At 46.2% G+C, this 16,652-nt stretch carries 14 protein-coding genes; 12 read left to right on the forward strand and 2 right to left on the reverse strand.

What is annotated here, in order from left to right; genetic code table 11:
- Positions 1-12: 12 nt before the first annotated feature.
- The 6 genes from NR125_RS22365 to NR125_RS22390 are packed head-to-tail and all read left to right on the forward strand — an operon-like array spanning position 13 to position 7,123.
- Positions 13-1,977 (forward strand): TRAP transporter permease, encoded by a 1,965-nt coding sequence (locus NR125_RS22365; protein ID WP_256816149.1) that lies wholly within the window; start codon positions 13-15, stop codon positions 1,975-1,977.
- 13 nt (positions 1,978-1,990) lie between these two features.
- Positions 1,991-2,710, forward strand: a complete 720-nt coding sequence (locus NR125_RS22370; protein WP_009335075.1) for a FadR/GntR family transcriptional regulator — start codon at positions 1,991-1,993, stop codon at positions 2,708-2,710.
- A complete protein-coding gene (locus NR125_RS22375) occupies positions 2,707-4,122 on the forward strand; it encodes an FAD-binding oxidoreductase (protein WP_217025815.1) in 1,416 nt (471 codons plus the stop codon). Before NR125_RS22370 ends, NR125_RS22375 begins: the two co-directional genes overlap by 4 nt.
- On the forward strand, positions 4,115-5,380 hold the full coding sequence (locus tag NR125_RS22380) for a (Fe-S)-binding protein (RefSeq protein ID WP_256816150.1): 1,266 nt from the start codon (positions 4,115-4,117) through the stop codon (positions 5,378-5,380). Before NR125_RS22375 ends, NR125_RS22380 begins: the two co-directional genes overlap by 8 nt.
- Positions 5,381-5,398: 18 nt before the next feature.
- The gene (lhgO, locus tag NR125_RS22385; RefSeq protein WP_009335072.1) at positions 5,399-6,607 is read left to right on the forward strand and encodes an L-2-hydroxyglutarate oxidase; all 1,209 of its coding nucleotides are present in this window, start codon (positions 5,399-5,401) and stop codon (positions 6,605-6,607) included.
- 60 nt (positions 6,608-6,667) lie between these two features.
- Positions 6,668-7,123, forward strand: a complete 456-nt coding sequence (locus NR125_RS22390) for a hypothetical protein (protein WP_009335071.1) — start codon at positions 6,668-6,670, stop codon at positions 7,121-7,123.
- A gap of 36 nt (positions 7,124-7,159) precedes the next feature.
- On the opposite strand, the gene cbpA is transcribed toward NR125_RS22390, so the two are convergent.
- A complete protein-coding gene (gene cbpA, locus NR125_RS22395; RefSeq protein ID WP_217025813.1) occupies positions 7,160-7,804 on the reverse strand; it encodes a cyclic di-AMP binding protein CbpA in 645 nt (214 codons plus the stop codon).
- A gap of 139 nt (positions 7,805-7,943) precedes the next feature.
- On the opposite strand from cbpA, the gene NR125_RS22400 reads away from it, so the two are divergent.
- The 3 genes from NR125_RS22400 (at position 7,944) to NR125_RS22410 (ending at position 11,553) form a co-directional block, all read left to right on the forward strand.
- Entirely contained in the window at positions 7,944-8,588 is a 645-nt protein-coding gene (locus NR125_RS22400; RefSeq protein ID WP_256816151.1) for a LytTR family DNA-binding domain-containing protein, read from the forward strand.
- A gap of 132 nt (positions 8,589-8,720) precedes the next feature.
- Positions 8,721-10,253 carry a succinyl-CoA:acetate CoA-transferase ScpC gene (scpC, locus tag NR125_RS22405; protein ID WP_256816152.1) on the forward strand — a complete coding sequence of 511 codons (1,533 nt, stop codon included), beginning with the start codon at positions 8,721-8,723 and terminating at the stop codon, positions 10,251-10,253.
- A gap of 106 nt (positions 10,254-10,359) precedes the next feature.
- Positions 10,360-11,553 (forward strand): class I SAM-dependent rRNA methyltransferase, encoded by a 1,194-nt coding sequence (locus NR125_RS22410; protein ID WP_256816153.1) that lies wholly within the window; start codon positions 10,360-10,362, stop codon positions 11,551-11,553.
- A gap of 51 nt (positions 11,554-11,604) precedes the next feature.
- Here the strand turns inward: NR125_RS22410 and NR125_RS22415 are convergent, their stop codons facing one another.
- Entirely contained in the window at positions 11,605-12,660 is a 1,056-nt protein-coding gene (locus NR125_RS22415; RefSeq protein ID WP_256816154.1) for a TRAP transporter substrate-binding protein, read from the reverse strand.
- Between the two features lie 89 nt (positions 12,661-12,749).
- Here NR125_RS22415 and NR125_RS22420 point away from each other — a divergent pair, with 89 nt between their 5' ends.
- The 3 genes from NR125_RS22420 (at position 12,750) to dctP (ending at position 16,431) form a co-directional block, all read left to right on the forward strand.
- On the forward strand, positions 12,750-14,342 hold the full coding sequence (locus tag NR125_RS22420; protein WP_306219893.1) for an ATP-binding protein: 1,593 nt from the start codon (positions 12,750-12,752) through the stop codon (positions 14,340-14,342).
- Positions 14,332-15,018 carry a response regulator gene (locus NR125_RS22425; RefSeq protein ID WP_009335064.1) on the forward strand — a complete coding sequence of 229 codons (687 nt, stop codon included), beginning with the start codon at positions 14,332-14,334 and terminating at the stop codon, positions 15,016-15,018. Before NR125_RS22420 ends, NR125_RS22425 begins: the two co-directional genes overlap by 11 nt.
- 123 nt (positions 15,019-15,141) lie before the next feature.
- Complete coding sequence (dctP, locus tag NR125_RS22430; RefSeq protein ID WP_256816156.1) at positions 15,142-16,431, forward strand: C4-dicarboxylate transporter DctP; 1,290 nt, start codon at positions 15,142-15,144, stop codon at positions 16,429-16,431.
- Positions 16,432-16,652 lie beyond the last annotated feature (221 nt).

Genomic DNA, 16,652 nt, shown 5'->3' on the forward strand with positions numbered 1-16,652 from the left:
GGAGGGAAATCGATGACAAAATCAACAACCGAACCCATTGTACAGCCAGCCGATCTGGATAAAGAAGCAGGCGGCGGCATGCGGCTGCTGGAGGGTCCATACAAAAAAGCGGCTGCCATCATTGCTGTTTTGTTTTCTGTTTTTGCTATTTATTCGAATGGATTATCCAATATTCAAGAGATTTATAGAAACCTGATTTTCCTGGGCATCCTGCTGGTTATGACTTTTTTCTATTATCCGGCCGGAAAATCTTCCAATCAAAAAAGGTTTACAGCCCCTGATTACGTATTTGCGGCGCTTGCCATTGCAGGTCTTGGCTACCTGCTCCTGAATTACACAACGATTCATGTGGACCGGGGCTCCCAGCCGATTATGATTGATTATATCTTTGGAGCCATAACGATCATCGTCCTCCTGGAAGCTTCAAGACGGGCAGTTGGGATCTTTATCCCGATCCTGTGTGGAGGCGCTATTGTATACGCCCTGTTTGGCACCTACTTCCCATGGATTTTCGGGCATGCCGGCTTTTCACTGGAACGCCTGCTGTACCGTCTTTATATGACGACGGAGGGCGTGCTGGGGTTAACACTATCGACGGCCTCCACGTTCATCGTCATGTTCGTCCTGTTTGGTGCCTTCCTGTCTGTCAGCGGTGCCACCCAGCTTTTCAATGATCTCGCCCTTTCCATTGCAGGCAGAAAGCGTGGAGGCCCTGCCCAAGTGGCGGTCATCTCCAGTGCACTGACAGGATCATTGAGCGGAAGTGCAGTGGCCAACGTCGCGACAACAGGAGCTTTTACGATTCCATTGATGAAATCCATTGGTCTTAAGCCTAAGTTTGCCGGTGCCGTAGAAGCGGCTGCTTCAACAGGCGGAATGATCATGCCGCCGATTATGGGCGCTGCCGCATTCATTATGGCCGGTTTCCTTGGAATCTCTTATACAACGGTCATCCTGGCAGCGATCATTCCAAGCTTTCTCTACTATATCGCACTGATTTTTGCCATTGATATTGAAGCGAAAAAGCAAGGCCTGAAAGGCATCAGTAAAGAAAATATCCCGAATGTCGTCCAAATCCTGAAGGAACGCGGTGTCCTGCTTATTCCAATCATCGTTGTCATCACAACACTATTAATGGGAAAGACAGCTCTATTTGCCGGATTTGCCGGAATCGGTGCAGTCATTGTGGCGAGCTGGCTGGCAAAGGATAAATCTTCAAGAATCACGATCTCTAAAACAATTGAAGCTTTCATTGAAGGCGGAAGAGGGACGATTCAAGTCGGGATTGCCTGCGCCGCCATCGGAATCATCATCTGCGTTGTCACCATGACAGGAATTGGATCTACATTAGCTTATAATATTGTTGAATTAACGGGTGGTCAGCTTTGGCTGATTTTAATCGTCGTCATGCTCACCTGCATCGTTTTAAGTATGGGGCTCCCATCCACAGCTCTTTATATCGTCGTTGCGGTTACGGCAGCTCCTGCACTTGTGGAGGCTGGCGTTAATCCAATCGCTGCCCATTTCTTTGTGTTCTGGTTTGGTGCATTGTCCAACATTACGCCGCCTGTGGCTCTGGCATCATATACCGCAGCGGGACTGGCTGGCGCCAATGCGATGCAGACATCATGGGAGGCGCTTAGAATTTCACTTCCGGGCTTTATCATTCCGTTCATGATTGCCTATAACCCTATTATTCTGCTTCAGGCAGCAGAGGGAGAAACGGTATCCATTTTATCAGTCGCATTAGTGGTCATCACAAGCACACTGGGCATTTACGCCCTAGCAAGTTCGCTTGGAAATTACCTGAATGCCAAGCTGACGATACTTGAAAGATTCCTAATGTTTGCAGGGGCATTAATGCTGATTAAACCAGGCATGATCACAGATATTGCCGGACTTGGGCTTTGTGTGTTTGCGATTCTCTTCCACATCATCAGAGTAAAGAAAAGCAGTTCAGTCGAAATCACCATATAAGGAGCTAACATCCATGAAAATCGAACGAAAAAAAATCTCGGCCCAGGTGCTGGATCAGCTGAAGGAAATGATAAAAGACGGCAAGTTCTCGCCAAATGAGCCGATGCCATCCGAGAATGAGCTGGCCAAACTGTTTGGCGTCAGCCGTGCGCCTGTTCGAGAAGCATTGAGCGTATTATCTGCCAGCGGGATTATTGAATCCAGGCAAGGCGGCCGCAGCTTCGTCAAAGAAGTTAATATGGCAGACATGCTTGGTTCGTTAGCGATTGAATATATCCCCGTGGAACAGATTTTTGAGCTATTGGAAATGCGGAGGATTATGGAGACACAGGCAGCAGCTATTGCTGCCTTGCGTCGTGATGAGGCCGATCTGGAAAAAATGAAACTGGCGCTCGATCAATTTGAGATTACGCTGACGAATCCTGAAGCGGTAGGCGATCTGGCAGACGTTAATTTTCATAAACACCTGATCGAAGCAACGAAAAATCGTTTCATGATACAGGTAATGGAAAATATCGATGATCTGTACCGAAAAGCAATTGCCTTTTCCCTTAAGAAGAATGTGGGTCTTCCGGCAAAGCGCGAACAGGTTTTTCAGGAGCATATGAGCATTTTTACAGCTATTAAAGAACAGGATGAAGAAAGAGCGGCAAAGGCGATGCGAGTGCATCTTGAGAATGTTACAAAGAAATTGAAGGTGAACGAAGGGGAAGGAAAGAAGGTGCCATTGTGATCACCGAACAAATTGTTGAGCGGCTGAAAAGCATCATGGGATCAGAAAATCGCGTTTTGCTTGAAAAAGCAGACCTGGTTTCTTATTCATACGATGGCTCATTTGGAGCCTATATTCCGGAGATCATCCTGCAGCCAGTTTCGACTGAGGAAGTGGCAGGCATAGTAAAGCTCGCCAATGACATGAAAATACCAGTCTATCCAAGAGGCAGGGGAACGAGTCTAAGTGGAGGCCCGCTCCCTGTCCATGGCGGGATGGTCCTTGATTTTTCCAGGTGGACCCAGAAGCTGATCATTGATCCGGAGGATACCGTTGCGATTGTATCTCCCGGAGTCATCACAGCTGATATTGACCGTGAAGCGCAGCGGAATGGGCTGATGTATCCGCCAGACCCAAGCAGTTCCCATGTTTCTACAATTGGAGGGAACCTTGCTGAGAATGCCGGCGGGCCGCGCGGTTTAAAGTACGGAGTTACGAAGGATTATGTATTGGGCCTCGAGATCGTCACGCCAGAAGGGGACGTTATCCGAACAGGCGGGCGGACGGTCAAAAACGTCACAGGCTATGACCTGACGAAGCTGATCGTTGGGTCGGAGGGGACGCTGGGCATCATCACAGAGGCCACCCTTCAGCTGATTCCAAGGCCGCAGGCCACCCAGACGATGATGGTCATATTTGATGACATTATTGATGCCGGAAAAGCGATCTCGGCTGTGCTCACTTCCGGCATCCTGCCTTCCAAAATGGAAATCATGGATCAGGCTTCCATCAGGGCGGTGGAAGAGTTTCAGCCAATCGGTCTTCCAATAGATGTGGATGCCATTATCCTGATTGAGCTTGATGGCCATCCAATTGCCATAAGGGATGAAAGCGAACAGGTGAAGCAGGTGTGCCTGGACGTCGGGGCAAGGGAAGCCATCATTGCTAGGGATGAGGAATCTGCCGAGAACCTGTGGAAAGCGAGAAAGCTCGTTTCCCCTGCGATTGTCAGGAAAAAGCCAACGAAAATTTCCGAGGATGCTACCATTCCAAGAAGCAAGATTCCTGAAATGTTCAGAAGGCTTCAGGAAATCAAAGCAAAATATGAAATTGACTTAGTCGTATTCGGCCATGCGGGTGATGGAAATCTGCATCCGAATATCATTGCAGATAAGCAGGATAAAGAAGAGATGAAGCGTGTGGAAAAAGCAGTAGAGGAGATTTTTACAGCAGCGATTGAATTGGGTGGAACCCTCTCAGGCGAGCATGGAATCGGGACCATGAAGGCGCCGTTTATGGAGATGGAGCTTGGGGAAGCGGGACTGGACATGATGAAACGAATGAAAAAAGCGTGGGATCCGAACAACATTATGAATCCGGGCAAGATTTTTCCCGAGACAAAAGGACAAAAGCTGGTGTTAGTCCATGACTAGCCAGCTTGCCTATAAAGAAACGTTCGACTGTGTCCAATGCGGCTATTGTCTTCCAGCATGTCCCACATACGCCAGCATGGGGAAAGAAAGTCATTCTCCACGGGGCCGGATCAATCTTGTGCAAATGGCGGCGGAAGGAAAAATAACCATCGATGAAATGACAGAATCGATGGAGCTCTGCCTTGGCTGCCGCGCCTGTGAGACGGCATGCCCAACGAATGTGCAATATGGAAAAATTCTCGAATCATTTAAGGAAGTAAAGGCTGCCGAAGCACCAGCTCCATTCATGGAGAACTTGGCTCTGCAGAAGGCATTGCCGAATAAAAAATTGCTGTCAGCCATGAGAGCTTCACTTCGGGCCTATCAAAAAACGGGTATGGACACCTTGGCCCGCAAAAGCAAGGTGCTAGGCATTCTTCCCGAACAGCTTCGTGCTTTTGAAGAAATAGCACCTCCTGTGGAAATGCCAAATAAACAGCTGAGAACAGGCAGCCATAGCCTTCGGCGTGAGCCGAAAGCCCGCGTCGCTTTTTTTACAGGGTGCATTATGGATGTGTTTTTTGCCAAGATCAATGACCTCAGCATCAAGCTGCTGAGGCATGCTGGCTGTGAAGTCACTGTGATCAAGGAACAGACCTGCTGCGGCGCGCTGCAGAACCATAGCGGAGATTCGGGAACATCCAGGAAACTGGCGAAGGAAAATATTGCGGCTTTTGAAAAAGGGAACTTTGATTATGTGGTTAATGCGATTGGCGGCTGCGGTGCGATGCTCGTTGAATATGATCACCTTCTCGCAAATGATCCGGAATGGGCAGAGCGTGCCAAGGTGTTCGCACAAAAGAATAAGGATGTAAGTGTAATACTGAACAAACTCGGAATCAGTTTCAGCCGGGAACTCTCAGGTGCTGTGACCTATCAGCCATCCTGCCATCTGTTAAATGTGCAGAAGGTGGCGGACGATCCCGTTCAGCTCCTCGAAAGCATACCAGGCATTACATATGTTCCGCTTCCGAAAGGGGATATGTGCTGCGGATCGGCGGGGATTTATAATATTGTCCACTACGAAGAATCCATGGAAATCCTTGATGCCAAAATGGAACATGTCCAAAAGATCTCGCCGGACATCATCGTCACGTCCAACCCTGGATGCCATTTGCAGATGGGCCTCGGGGTTAAACGCGAAGGGCTTGAAGACAAGGTCCGTGTTGTCCATATTATTGAATTACTGGCAGAAGCCTGCGGGATTGATCATAAATAAGAGAAAGGGTGGAGGATCATGTATGATTACATCATTATTGGCGGGGGCATTGTTGGCCTGTCAACAGGAATGGAGCTGCTGAGCCGGTTTCCTTCAGCAAAAGTGGCCATCCTGGAAAAGGAAAGCCATGTAGCGGCACACCAGACGGGCCATAACAGCGGTGTCATCCATTCCGGAATATACTATAAACCCGGAAGCTATAAAGCCAGGCTTGCCAAAAAAGGCAGTGAATCCATGACGGAGTTTTGCCGGGAGCATGGTCTTGAAGTGGATATCTGCGGAAAAGTCATTGTCGCGAGCGAAGATTTCGAGCTCCCGCTATTGGACGATCTATATCAGCGCGGTTTAGACAATGGTCTTGGCATCCGGATGATTGACCATGGAGAGCTCCATGAAATCGAGCCGCACGTGAATGGAAAAAAGGCAATTCATGTGCCAATGGCTGGCATTGTCAACTATAAGCAGGTTTCGGAAAAAATGGCTGAGATCATCACAGCAAAAGGCGGGGACATCCTGCTGAATCATAAAGTACTAGCCATTGACGAAACGGCTCAGGAAGTAATCGTCCAGACCAGCATGGGAGAGGTAAGGGGAGCATACTATGTAAACTGCGGCGGCCTGCAGTCAGACAGGATCGCCAAGCTTGCCGGATTGAAAACGGATGTCAAAATAGTGCCATTCAGGGGCGAGTATTTCATGCTCAAACCGGAGAAAAGCAGCCTTGTCAAAAATCTGATCTATCCTGTGCCAAATCCCAACTTCCCGTTCCTCGGGGTCCATTTTACCCGCATGATTAACGGAGCCATTGATGTTGGCCCAAATGCCGTTCTAAGCTTTAAGCGGGAGGGCTATAAAAAGACGGATCTCAATGTGGCAGACCTTATGGAGGTTGTGGCTTATAAAGGCTTCTGGAAGCTGGCAAAGAAATATATGAAAGAGGGAGTGGAAGAAATGATCCGCTCAGCATCCAAGGAGCTCTTCATGAAAAATGTCCAGAAGCTCATGCCGGACATCCAGAAGGATGATATTGTTCCCGGGCCGGCCGGTGTCAGAGCGCAAGCCTTGAAGGATGATGGCTCATTAGTCGATGACTTTTTCATTGTGCCGAGCAAACGCTCCATTCATGTTCTAAATGCACCATCTCCGGCCGCGACGGCATCCATTGAAATTGGAAAAGAAATCGTCAGGAAGATGGACGGAATGTTAAAGATGGAATCAGCTGTTTAAGTAATTGGAGAATAATTCAAAATCCCCTGAACCATAATATGGAAGAAAGGGGATTTTTACATGAAAGCTACTACAGTGATCAGGCTGCTTCATTTGGTCATTCCTTGGCTGACCATATTTTTTCTGCCTAAAAAGTCCTTCAATAAATTTTCCACCGTCTCGGTTTTTGCCGGAATTTTAGTGTTCATTATGAGCATCCTGGCCATTCCTTTTAAATGGTGGACAGTTGAGGGCGGACACTTTAAGAAATTGCTCAATGATTTAACCTTCATACTGGGCCCGTTTTTTATCGGGACCTTATGGATTTTTCATTTTACCTTCGGAAACTTTAAGCGTTATCTGGCTGTCAACGCTATCATGGATTTTCTATTCGCCTATCCGCTTAATTATTTGTATGAAAAATTTAATTTATATAAGCTGGTCAAATTTAAGCCCATCTATATTTTCCTGTTCTTCACCACCTACGCATGGATTATTTATGGATACCAGGAATTTTTTCATCGTAACCACAGATAAGAAAAAAGCCGCTCCATCATGGAACGGCTTTTCTCGTCAGCATTCTCCATTATGACACTCGACCCCGATCACACGGAAGCCATTTGCATCCAGTTCTTTCTTGATTTTATCCAAGGTTTCTTCTGTCGTATCCTTCGGCAATGTAAAAAGGATACGGCGGATCAGGCTGACATGGAAGTTGGATGAGTCCAGTGAAATGACTCCCTGTATATCGCTATATTTACTGATGATGCTGCTTATCTTTTTCAGTGTTCCCTGTGTGCCATAGCTTCCCACAGTCAGGGTATAGCTTCCGCGGTTCAGTCCCCACGCTTCCTCCAGCAGTTCCAGTACGGCCGCATGTGTCAGCAAACCGACAAACTGCCCATTTTCATTTTCAACCGGCAGATAAGGATATCTCTTCAGCGTGAAAAAGGCTTTCATGAAAGAGTCATCCTCATCAATTACGGTCTGCTGGTCTTTAGCCAGGACCGTAATGGGTTCATCCAAAGAATGATTCTCCTTATATTCTAAAATATCAACCTTATAGATATTGCCGGCAAACTTTGTATGTGTGGCATCCAGAATAGGGACACAGCGGTAACCAGTTTCGTTTAGAAACTGCAGCGCCTGTTCCAAATTAAAGGTTTCATCACAAAACCGGACATCTCTTTTCTCTACCATCTGATGGCGAATCAGCATTCCAGCATCCTCCTTTACCCCTAACCTTCTCTATTCTATGCCGGTGCCTTTTTGGCAATGATAAGAAATTAAGTGAATCCCCCTGCGAAAACTTGTAAAATAAGAAAAAGCCATCATCAGGAAAGGTGCTGAAAAGAACGTGGAAAGCATTACAGTTGTATCGCTGCTGGATGTGATTGGAGAACTGTTTTCCGATGAGATTTCCATAGCGGTTTCCAATACAAGTGAATATATCTATTACCGGCCGAGCAAGCGCATCGATTTGAAAATCAGGCCGGGTGACAGGGTGAAGGAAGGAACCATCGCCTATAAGGCTTTAGGGACACAGCAAAGAGTGTCGGAGTTTATTGATCGCGATGTATTCGGTGTTCCGTACCACGGCATGGCGGTTCCATTTTTGCATGAAGGAAAGCTTGAAGGCTGCGTAACCGCTATTTTTCCGGCTTTGAAGGACGGCAAATCGGTTGTGACAATGAAAACGAATGATGGCTGGATTCCGATTCCTTTTTCCGAGGTTGTCTACCTTGAGGCAAAGGATAAGAAGACCTATGTACATACTGGCGGCAATTCAGGCACCCATAATTACTCGCTTCAGGATTTTGAGTATTCGCTGCCGAAGGACAGTTTTATCCGCTGTCACCGCTCCTACATTGTAAATGTCAATCATATCAAGGAAATCTTTCCTGACACGCATTCCACCTTTCTCCTCGTCATGAAAAATGGGGACCGGGTGCCTGTCAGCCAGTCTTACTCCAGCTATTTCCGGAAATTGCTTGGTTTTTAGAAAATTCTTTCTGTTTCAGCTTTATAATTTGCTGTTTTATCCGAATTTTCCGTAAGATTATCGGAAAAGTCCTGGCTCCCTCTTTATCCGGGTAAAATGATTATATATATCATGGCAAAGGGGAGGAGCAACATGGAGAAAAATATAGATCGGATTCGCGACAGCCGCCTGCATGACCGGGTAGTTACACCTGAAGAAGCAGCATCCTGGATTCAGGATGGTATGACTCTGGGGCTAAGCGGCTTTACACGTGCGGGCGATGTGAAAGCGGTGCCATTCGCGCTGGCTGACCGTGCCAGGCATGAGAGTTTTAAGGTGAATGTGTATACTGGGGCTTCTTTGGGATCTGATGTGGATAAGCTTTTTGCGGAAGCAGGAATTTTGGGAAAAAGGCTGCCATTTCAGGCCGATCCGACCATGAGAAAAGGGATTAACCAGGGGGATTTCTTATTTATCGATCAGCATTTATCCCACACGGCAGAGCTTGTGCGCGCGAAGGTCATGGATCCTATTGATTTCGCTATTTTGGAAGCGGTTTCTATTGCGGAGGATGGGCTGATCATTCCGTCTACTTCAATAGGAAACTCGTTATCTTTCGCTGAAAATGCCAGACATATCATCATTGAAATCAATCTTGCCCAATCCACGCAGCTGGAAGGCCTGCATGATTTATATGAACCTGGCAGGCAGGGGGAACGGAATCCGATTCCGCTGACGAAAGCCGGCGACCGGATCGGCATTCCGGGAATTAAAGTGGATTTGGATAAGGTGAGGGGTATCGTATTTACGAATCAGCAGGACTCTCCGTCGAGGATCGTGCCGCCGGATGAAGAAACTGCCATCATGGCACAGCATCTGCTTCGATTTCTCCGCGGGGAAATTGAAGCAGGCAGGCTGGCAAATAGCCTGGCACCGCTGCAGTCGGGTATTGGGTCCGTAGCGAATGCCGTGCTTCATGGAATGCTCGACTCTGAGTTTGAGAATCTGGAAGTCTATTCAGAAGTGCTGCAGGATGCGGTATTTGATTTGATGGATGCCGGAAAAGTGGACTTCGCTTCCTGCTGTTCTATCACTCTATCAGATGAAAAAATGAAACAGGTTTTCAAGAACTTTGACCGATACAGGGACCGTTTAATCATGCGTCCGCAGGAGATATCCAACCATCCTGAAATAATCCGCCGCCTCGGCTTGATTTCGATCAATACAGCATTGGAGCTTGATATCTATGGAAATGTGAACTCCACCCATGTGCTTGGAACGAAAATGATGAACGGCATCGGCGGATCCGGTGATTTTGCCAGAAATGCGCGCCTTGCGATCTTCGTGACAAAATCAATTGCCAAAGACGGCAAGATTTCAAGCATCGTCCCATTCGTTTCCCATGTCGACCACACCGAGCATGATGTCGATGTCATTGTGACAGAACAAGGCTATGCAGACCTGCGAGGGCTGGCTCCAAGGCAGCGCGTCGAACTGATCATCGAGAATTGCGCACACCCTCTGTACCGCGACCAGCTTCGCGAATATTACCGGGAAGCCCTCACAAGAGGGGGACAGACTCCGCACGTACTGGAAAAAGCCCTTTCCTGGCACACAGACTTCACCAGGAATGGAACCATGCTAAAAGAAACAGCAGCAGCTGCTCCTCAGTGGAGCTTCTGCTAAAGCAGGCAGTGCCAGGCACCCATACCGCTTCATTCAGCTGGTATAGGTGCCTGGCACTTTTAATGTTACAATGATAGCTATACTAACAAAATGATTGGGTGGAAATATGAGTAAGGCTATCAAATTAATTGCAGCTTTTAAATATAAGAATGAGTTTAAGGATGGCTATCCCCTGGTAACGGAGGAATCGGTGCAGCGGATTCCTAAGGGGATTGAAGAGGGTGCGGTCATTGAACTGACTGATGAGAGCGGGCGGTTTATCGGCAAAGGGTATTATGGAAAGCAGAATAAAGGCAGAGGCTGGATTCTCTCGCGTAATCCTCAGGAAACCTTCGACGAAGCGTTTTTTGCAAATAAATTTAAAGAAGCTTTAAAAAGGCGGGAAGCTCTATTCCATGACCCAGAAACAACCGCTTTTCGGGTTTTCAATGGAGAAGGAGATGGAATCGGAGGCATCACGATTGATTATTACGATGGCTTTTACGTGATCAGCTGGTACAGTGAAGGGGTTTACAGCTTCAGAAATACAGTAATTCAGGCATTGATGAACAGTGCTGATGTCAAAGGCCTGTATGAAAAGAAACGGTTTGCTGTAAAAGGCACCTATATAGAGGATGATGATTTCGCAGCAGGGGAACGGGCATCTTTTCCGCTGATGGTGAAGGAGAATGGAATCAGCTTTCCCATTTATCTCAATGATGGCGCCATGGTAGGTGTATTTCTTGATCAGAGGCATGTCCGGAAGACAATCAGGGATAAGTATGCCGAAGGAAAAACGGTACTGAACACGTTCTCTTATACGGGCGCTTTTTCAGCGGCAGCCGCATTAGGGGGAGCAGTGAAAACAACCAGTGTCGACCTTGCCAACCGCAGCAAAAGCAAAACCATCGAAATGTTCAGCGTCAATGGCATTGATTTTGAGGCACAGGATATTATTGTGGAAGATGTGTTCAACTACTTCAAATACGCCGTTCGGAAGCAGCTGAAATTTGATATGGTCATCCTTGACCCTCCAAGCTTTGCCCGTTCCAAAAAGCATACATTCAGCGCCAGAAAAGATTACCCGGAACTGCTCGCACAGGCCATTCAGATAACTGAAAAGAATGGAATCATTGTGGCATCATCAAACTGCAGCACATTCAACATGAAAAAATTCAAAGACTTTATCAAAAAAGCATTCACACAAACAGGGGACCGCTACAAAATCCTTGAGGAATTCACCCTTCCTGAAGACTTCCGCACCATTAAGGAATTCAAAGAAGGAGACTATCTTAAAGTAGCATTCATACAGAAGCTGTAAATAAAAGAATGACAGGCACCTATACCAATTGGTAAAGGTGCCTGTCACCTTTTATTGATATTTAGCCCGCAGTTCCTTCATCTCTTCTACAAGTTTTTTCCCGATTTCCTGTGAAAAGTCTTCATAGACAGGATCCAGCTTAGACTGCCATGTCTGTTTTTCTTCAGATGTAAGCTCATGAATTTGAATGGAGGAATTCTGCCTGATTTTTTCAAGCAGTTCTTCGTTCATTTCAAAAGCCATCCGGCTGTTCCAGGCGGTTGTTTCTTCCATTGCCTCGAGCAGAATCTTCTTTGTTTCCTCTGTCTGCTCATTCCAGACCTTCTCGCTCATCATCACTGCATATCCAAGATAGCCATGATTGCTGATTGTCATATGCTTTTGCAGGTTATAAAATTTCTTTGAGTAGATGTTGGAAATGGTGTTTTCTTCACCATCCACATCGCCTTCTTCCAGGAGTTTATAAGTGGAATTGAATGAATCCTGAACTGCCTTTGCCTTCAGGCGGCTGAATTGGGCAGATATCACATCACTTTGCATAATCCGGAAGGATTGCCCTTTCAGATCCCCTGGTTTTTGGATGGGACCCTGATTTGAAGTGATCTGCTTAAATCCATTTGGCCAGTGGGCGAGCCCTTTAATGCCGTCCCCCTGCAGGGATCTCAGCAGCTGCTCGCCGATTTTCCCGTTCAGGCCTTTCATAGCAGCTTCACGCGAAGGGAACGCAAAAGGCAGATCCAGCACTCCCCATTGCGGTGAAAGCATGCCAAGCTTGGATGTGGAGGGGGCAATAAAGTGAACCTGTCCTTCTTTAAGAGCATTAATTTCTTCAATATCGGAATAGAGACTGCCGTTTGGAAATACTTCTATTTTAATATGGCCATTCGACTTTTCGGCGACAAGCTCTGCAAACTTTTGGGCTGCAAGGCCCTTCGGGGTATTTTCAGCCACCACATGGCTGAACTTGAAGACAATTTGATCCTTGAGCCCTTCCTGGTCATCATCGTAGGGAACCGCATCCCTTGGAAAAAAGCTTTGATAGCCAAAGAAGGCAGCCAGCAACAAAACCATACCGGCAAGGAGAATATAGCCTGTGGCGCTTTTCATTTGAATCCTCCTTTTTAAAACTATTAATGTTATCATACTTACAAGAATTCTATCCGTAAAGACAGAAGGGAGGGTCCCTTGTGAATCAGATGCCCATCCGCTGGAAGATTACCATCCTGTCTTATGCAGTCGTTATTTTTTCTTTATTGATTGGCGGAATGGTGGTTATTGCAAACATCCAGGAGCAGGAAGAAAAAGAGCTGAGGATACGCTCGATGAATACAGCCAGAACGGTGGCAGAGCTGTCAGATGTAAAAAAAGGAATCCTCCAGCAGCAGGGCTGGAAGACGGTTAATAAAGTCACAGAGGAAATCCGGATCATTAATGAAACAGACTATATCGTAATCATGAATATGGAGCGTATCCGCTATTCCCATCCGGTCAGGGAACTGATCGGCCAGCCATCTGCAGGTGAGGATGAGAAACCGGCTTTTGCCGAACATATTTATTTTTCCAAGGCAGAGGGAGACGTCGGTACCTTTATCCGCGCATTCATCCCGATTAAAGATGAAAGCCTCAATCAAATCGGTGTGGTCGTTGTCGGCAATAAGATCCCTTCGATTACGGAAATTATCGCTGATCTGGCCGGCGAAATCAGCATTATTGTCCTGCTGACGCTCATATTTGGACTGATCGGTTCTTTGATGCTTGCCAATCATATTAAAAAGCAGATGTTCCAGCTGGAGCCCCATGAAATCAAACGGATGCTGGAGGAAAGGACAGCCACCTTTCATTCGATCAATGAAGGCGTAATCGCGATCGATAACCAGGAAAACATTACGATTTTCAATGAAAAGGCAAAGAAAATTTTTAACGTAACTGGCGATGTCGCCGGCAAAAAAATCAGATCTGTTTTAAAAGACACCAGGCTCCCTGAAATAGTGGAGCGCAGCCGTGCAGTTTATAATGAACAAATCATTGTAAGCGGCAAGGTCATCTTAAGCACCAGAATTCCCATCCGGAAAGACAGCGAAATGATCGGAGCGGTAGCTATTTTCCAGGACCGCACGGAAGTCACGAAGCTGGCCGAAGAGCTGACCGGTGTAAAAAGCTTTGTTGAGGCGCTGAGAGTGCAGAACCATGAACATATGAACAAGCTTCACACCATTGCCGGATTGATTCAGCTCGGGAAAGCAGACAAAGCTTTAAAGCTGACGTTCGATGCGTCTGAAGAGCAGGAAAACCTCTCGAATTTCCTCAGCGATAAAATCAGGAACGATGCCATTGCAGGCCTATTATTAAGCAAAGTGCGGCGCGGAAAGGAATTGGGCATCACAGTGGTCATCGACCCAAACAGCAATCTGGAGGAGTTTCCAAGCCGCCTGGACCACCATGACTTTGTTTTGCTGCTGGGCAATCTGATTGAAAATGCGTTTGGGGCTTTTGAGCATAGTGAACGTGAAGATCGAAAAATAGATATCAGTATTGAGCAGACTGATGAGATTTGTGCGGTGCTGGTGGAAGATAACGGCAGCGGGATAGAGGAAGCGATTTTGCCGAAGCTATATGAAAAAGGATTTACCGCCAATAAATCAGGCGGGACAGGCTATGGGCTTTACCTTGTCAAACAAATTACAGAAAAAGGCGGAGGAGCGATCGAGGTTTCAACAGGCCGGGATGAAGGAGCTTCCTTTACGATCACTTTTCCAATGGAAGCGGAGGGAGAAGCATATGGCGGTTAAAGAAGAAATCAATGTGCTGCTGATTGAAGATGACCCAATGGTCCAGGAAGTGAATAGAGAATTCATTGCAAGTGTGGAAGGATTCACGATCATTGCGGCAGCCGGAAATGGTGAGGAAGGAATCAGCCTTGCGAAAAAACTGAAGCCTGACCTGGTTATTTTGGATATTTTTATGCCGAAAAAAGATGGCATTCAAACCCTTCAGGAATTTAGAAAGCAGCACCTCGATTCTGATGTCATCGTCGTTTCCGCTGCAAAGGATAAGGAAACCATCAAGCTGATGCTTCAAAATGGCGCAAGAGATTATATCATTAAACCTTTTAAGCTGAACAGAATTCAGCAGGCTCTTGAAAAATACCGCCATTACAGAGAGAGCCTGAAGGAATCAGGCACACTGTCACAGGAGCAGCTGGATGCCCTGATTTATGCAAAGCAGGCGAAGAAAGAAGCAAACAGTCTGCCAAAAGGGCTGAATGAATTCACCTTAAATGAAATTACTGCATTTATGCAGCAGCAGACCGAACCCCGCTCTGCCGAAGAAGTTGCCAACGGCATCGGCATTGCCAGAGTAACCGCCCGCCGCTATCTTGATTACCTTGAAAAAAGCGGAGCAATCCGGCTGGATGTGCAGTACGGAGGAGTGGGCAGGCCTGTCAATCGGTATGTCATAGTTTAGTTATTATATTCCGAGACCAAAATGAACAAAACATCCGTTATGACCATAAACTTCTCGCTTTTATCTGAAAACGCTATCATTCCTAATAGAATGAATAGTTAGAAAAAAGGAGATGAGATCAAAGTGAAGAAGCAGCGGATTTATAAAAATTTAACCTTTCAGGTGTTAACGGCTATTTTTATCGGTGTTATGGTCGGACTGATTTGGCCGGAAGTCGGAAAAGAGATGAAGCCGGTAGGCGATACCTTCATCAACGCAGTTAAAATGGTCATCGCCCCGATTATTTTCCTGACTATCGTCCTTGGAATCGCCAAAATGGGTGATATGAAAAAAGTCGGCAAGGTTGGCGGCAAAGCGTTTATCTATTTTGAGGTTGCTACTACACTTGCTTTAATGATCGGTCTGATCGTCGTTAATGTCATTAAACCAGGTGCAGGCCTGAACTTTAATGAATTGGAAAAAGGAGATGTTTCACAGTATACAGCCAATGGCGGAGAGGGCATCCATTGGATTGAGTTTGTAACACATATTGTTCCTTCCAACATGGTGGATGCCTTTGCAAAAGGGGATATCCTGCAGGTTTTATTCTTCTCTATTTTATTTGGTGTCGGTTTGGCTGCTCTTGGTGAAAAGGGCAAAATCGTCATTGAATTTTTGGATAAGCTATCATTGGTCTTCTTTAAAATCATCGGCTATGTAATGAAGGCAGCCCCGCTTGGAGCATTTGGAGCCATGGCCTATACAATCGGGCATTTCGGACTGGCATCACTTGTTCCGCTTGGCAAACTGATGATTTCTGTGTACGTGACGATGTTCTTATTTATCTTTGTTGTTTTAAATATTATCTGCAAAATGTACGGATTCAGCTTATGGAATTATTTGAAGTTCATCAAAGATGAAATTTTAATCGTATTAGGCACAAGTTCATCAGAATCAGTGCTTCCGAGAATGATGGATAAAATGGAGCGCATCGGCTGCTCCAAATCGGTTGTGGGTCTGGTCATTCCAACAGGGTACTCCTTTAACCTGGACGGTACATCCATTTACCTGTCCATGGCAGTTGTCTTCCTTGCACAAGTGTTCGGAGTGGATCTGACAATCGGCCAGCAGGTTACCATTCTATTAGTGCTCATGCTGACTTCAAAAGGTGCCGCGGGAGTAACTGGCAGCGGATTTATTGTATTGGCATCGACGCTTGCCGCCCTGCAGGTTATTCCTCTTGAAGGATTGGCGCTTCTTCTTGGTGTAGATCGCTTCATGAGTGAAGGAAGAGCAATAGTGAACCTGATCGGAAACGGAATCGCAACGATGGTTGTAGCAAAGAGCGAAAATGAATTTGATGAAAATAAGGCTAAAAAAGCCATTAGTGAAATGAAATTAATGAAGCAGGAACAGCAAAAACAGGCAGTATAAAAGGTAAAGGCCATTTCCAACAAGGAAATGGCTTTATTCATTGTCGAAAACCTTCCTAAGCTGACGACATTTCCTGCACCTATTTCCCGGGAAAAAATCAAGTATAAGAAGGGTTGTCTGCCTTTTCAATCAAACGTTTGATTGAAAAGTAAATTGTTGAATTACCGCGAAAAACAGACAAAATTTAGAAAGTTATAAAAATTATATGATATGATTATTCT

The sequence above is a fragment of the Cytobacillus sp. Bac17 genome (assembly GCF_024519925.1).
In the GTDB taxonomy this organism is placed as follows: domain Bacteria; phylum Bacillota; class Bacilli; order Bacillales; family Cytobacillaceae; genus Cytobacillus; species Cytobacillus pseudoceanisediminis.

Coding starts and splice junctions, on each gene's coding strand:
- NR125_RS22390 (WP_009335071.1), top strand. CDS start 6,668: ATGAAAGCTACTACAGTGATCAGGCTGCTTCATTTGGTCATTCCTTGG.
- NR125_RS22370 (WP_009335075.1), top strand. CDS start 1,991: ATGAAAATCGAACGAAAAAAAATCTCGGCCCAGGTGCTGGATCAGCTG.
- NR125_RS22410 (WP_256816153.1), top strand. CDS start 10,360: ATGAGTAAGGCTATCAAATTAATTGCAGCTTTTAAATATAAGAATGAG.
- NR125_RS22415 (WP_256816154.1), bottom strand. CDS start 12,660: ATGAAAAGCGCCACAGGCTATATTCTCCTTGCCGGTATGGTTTTGTTG.
- NR125_RS22425 (WP_009335064.1), top strand. CDS start 14,332: ATGGCGGTTAAAGAAGAAATCAATGTGCTGCTGATTGAAGATGACCCA.
- lhgO (WP_009335072.1), top strand. CDS start 5,399: ATGTATGATTACATCATTATTGGCGGGGGCATTGTTGGCCTGTCAACA.
- NR125_RS22365 (WP_256816149.1), top strand. CDS start 13: ATGACAAAATCAACAACCGAACCCATTGTACAGCCAGCCGATCTGGAT.
- scpC (WP_256816152.1), top strand. CDS start 8,721: ATGGAGAAAAATATAGATCGGATTCGCGACAGCCGCCTGCATGACCGG.
- NR125_RS22420 (WP_306219893.1), top strand. CDS start 12,750: ATGCCCATCCGCTGGAAGATTACCATCCTGTCTTATGCAGTCGTTATT.
- cbpA (WP_217025813.1), bottom strand. CDS start 7,804: ATGCTGATTCGCCATCAGATGGTAGAGAAAAGAGATGTCCGGTTTTGT.
- NR125_RS22380 (WP_256816150.1), top strand. CDS start 4,115: ATGACTAGCCAGCTTGCCTATAAAGAAACGTTCGACTGTGTCCAATGC.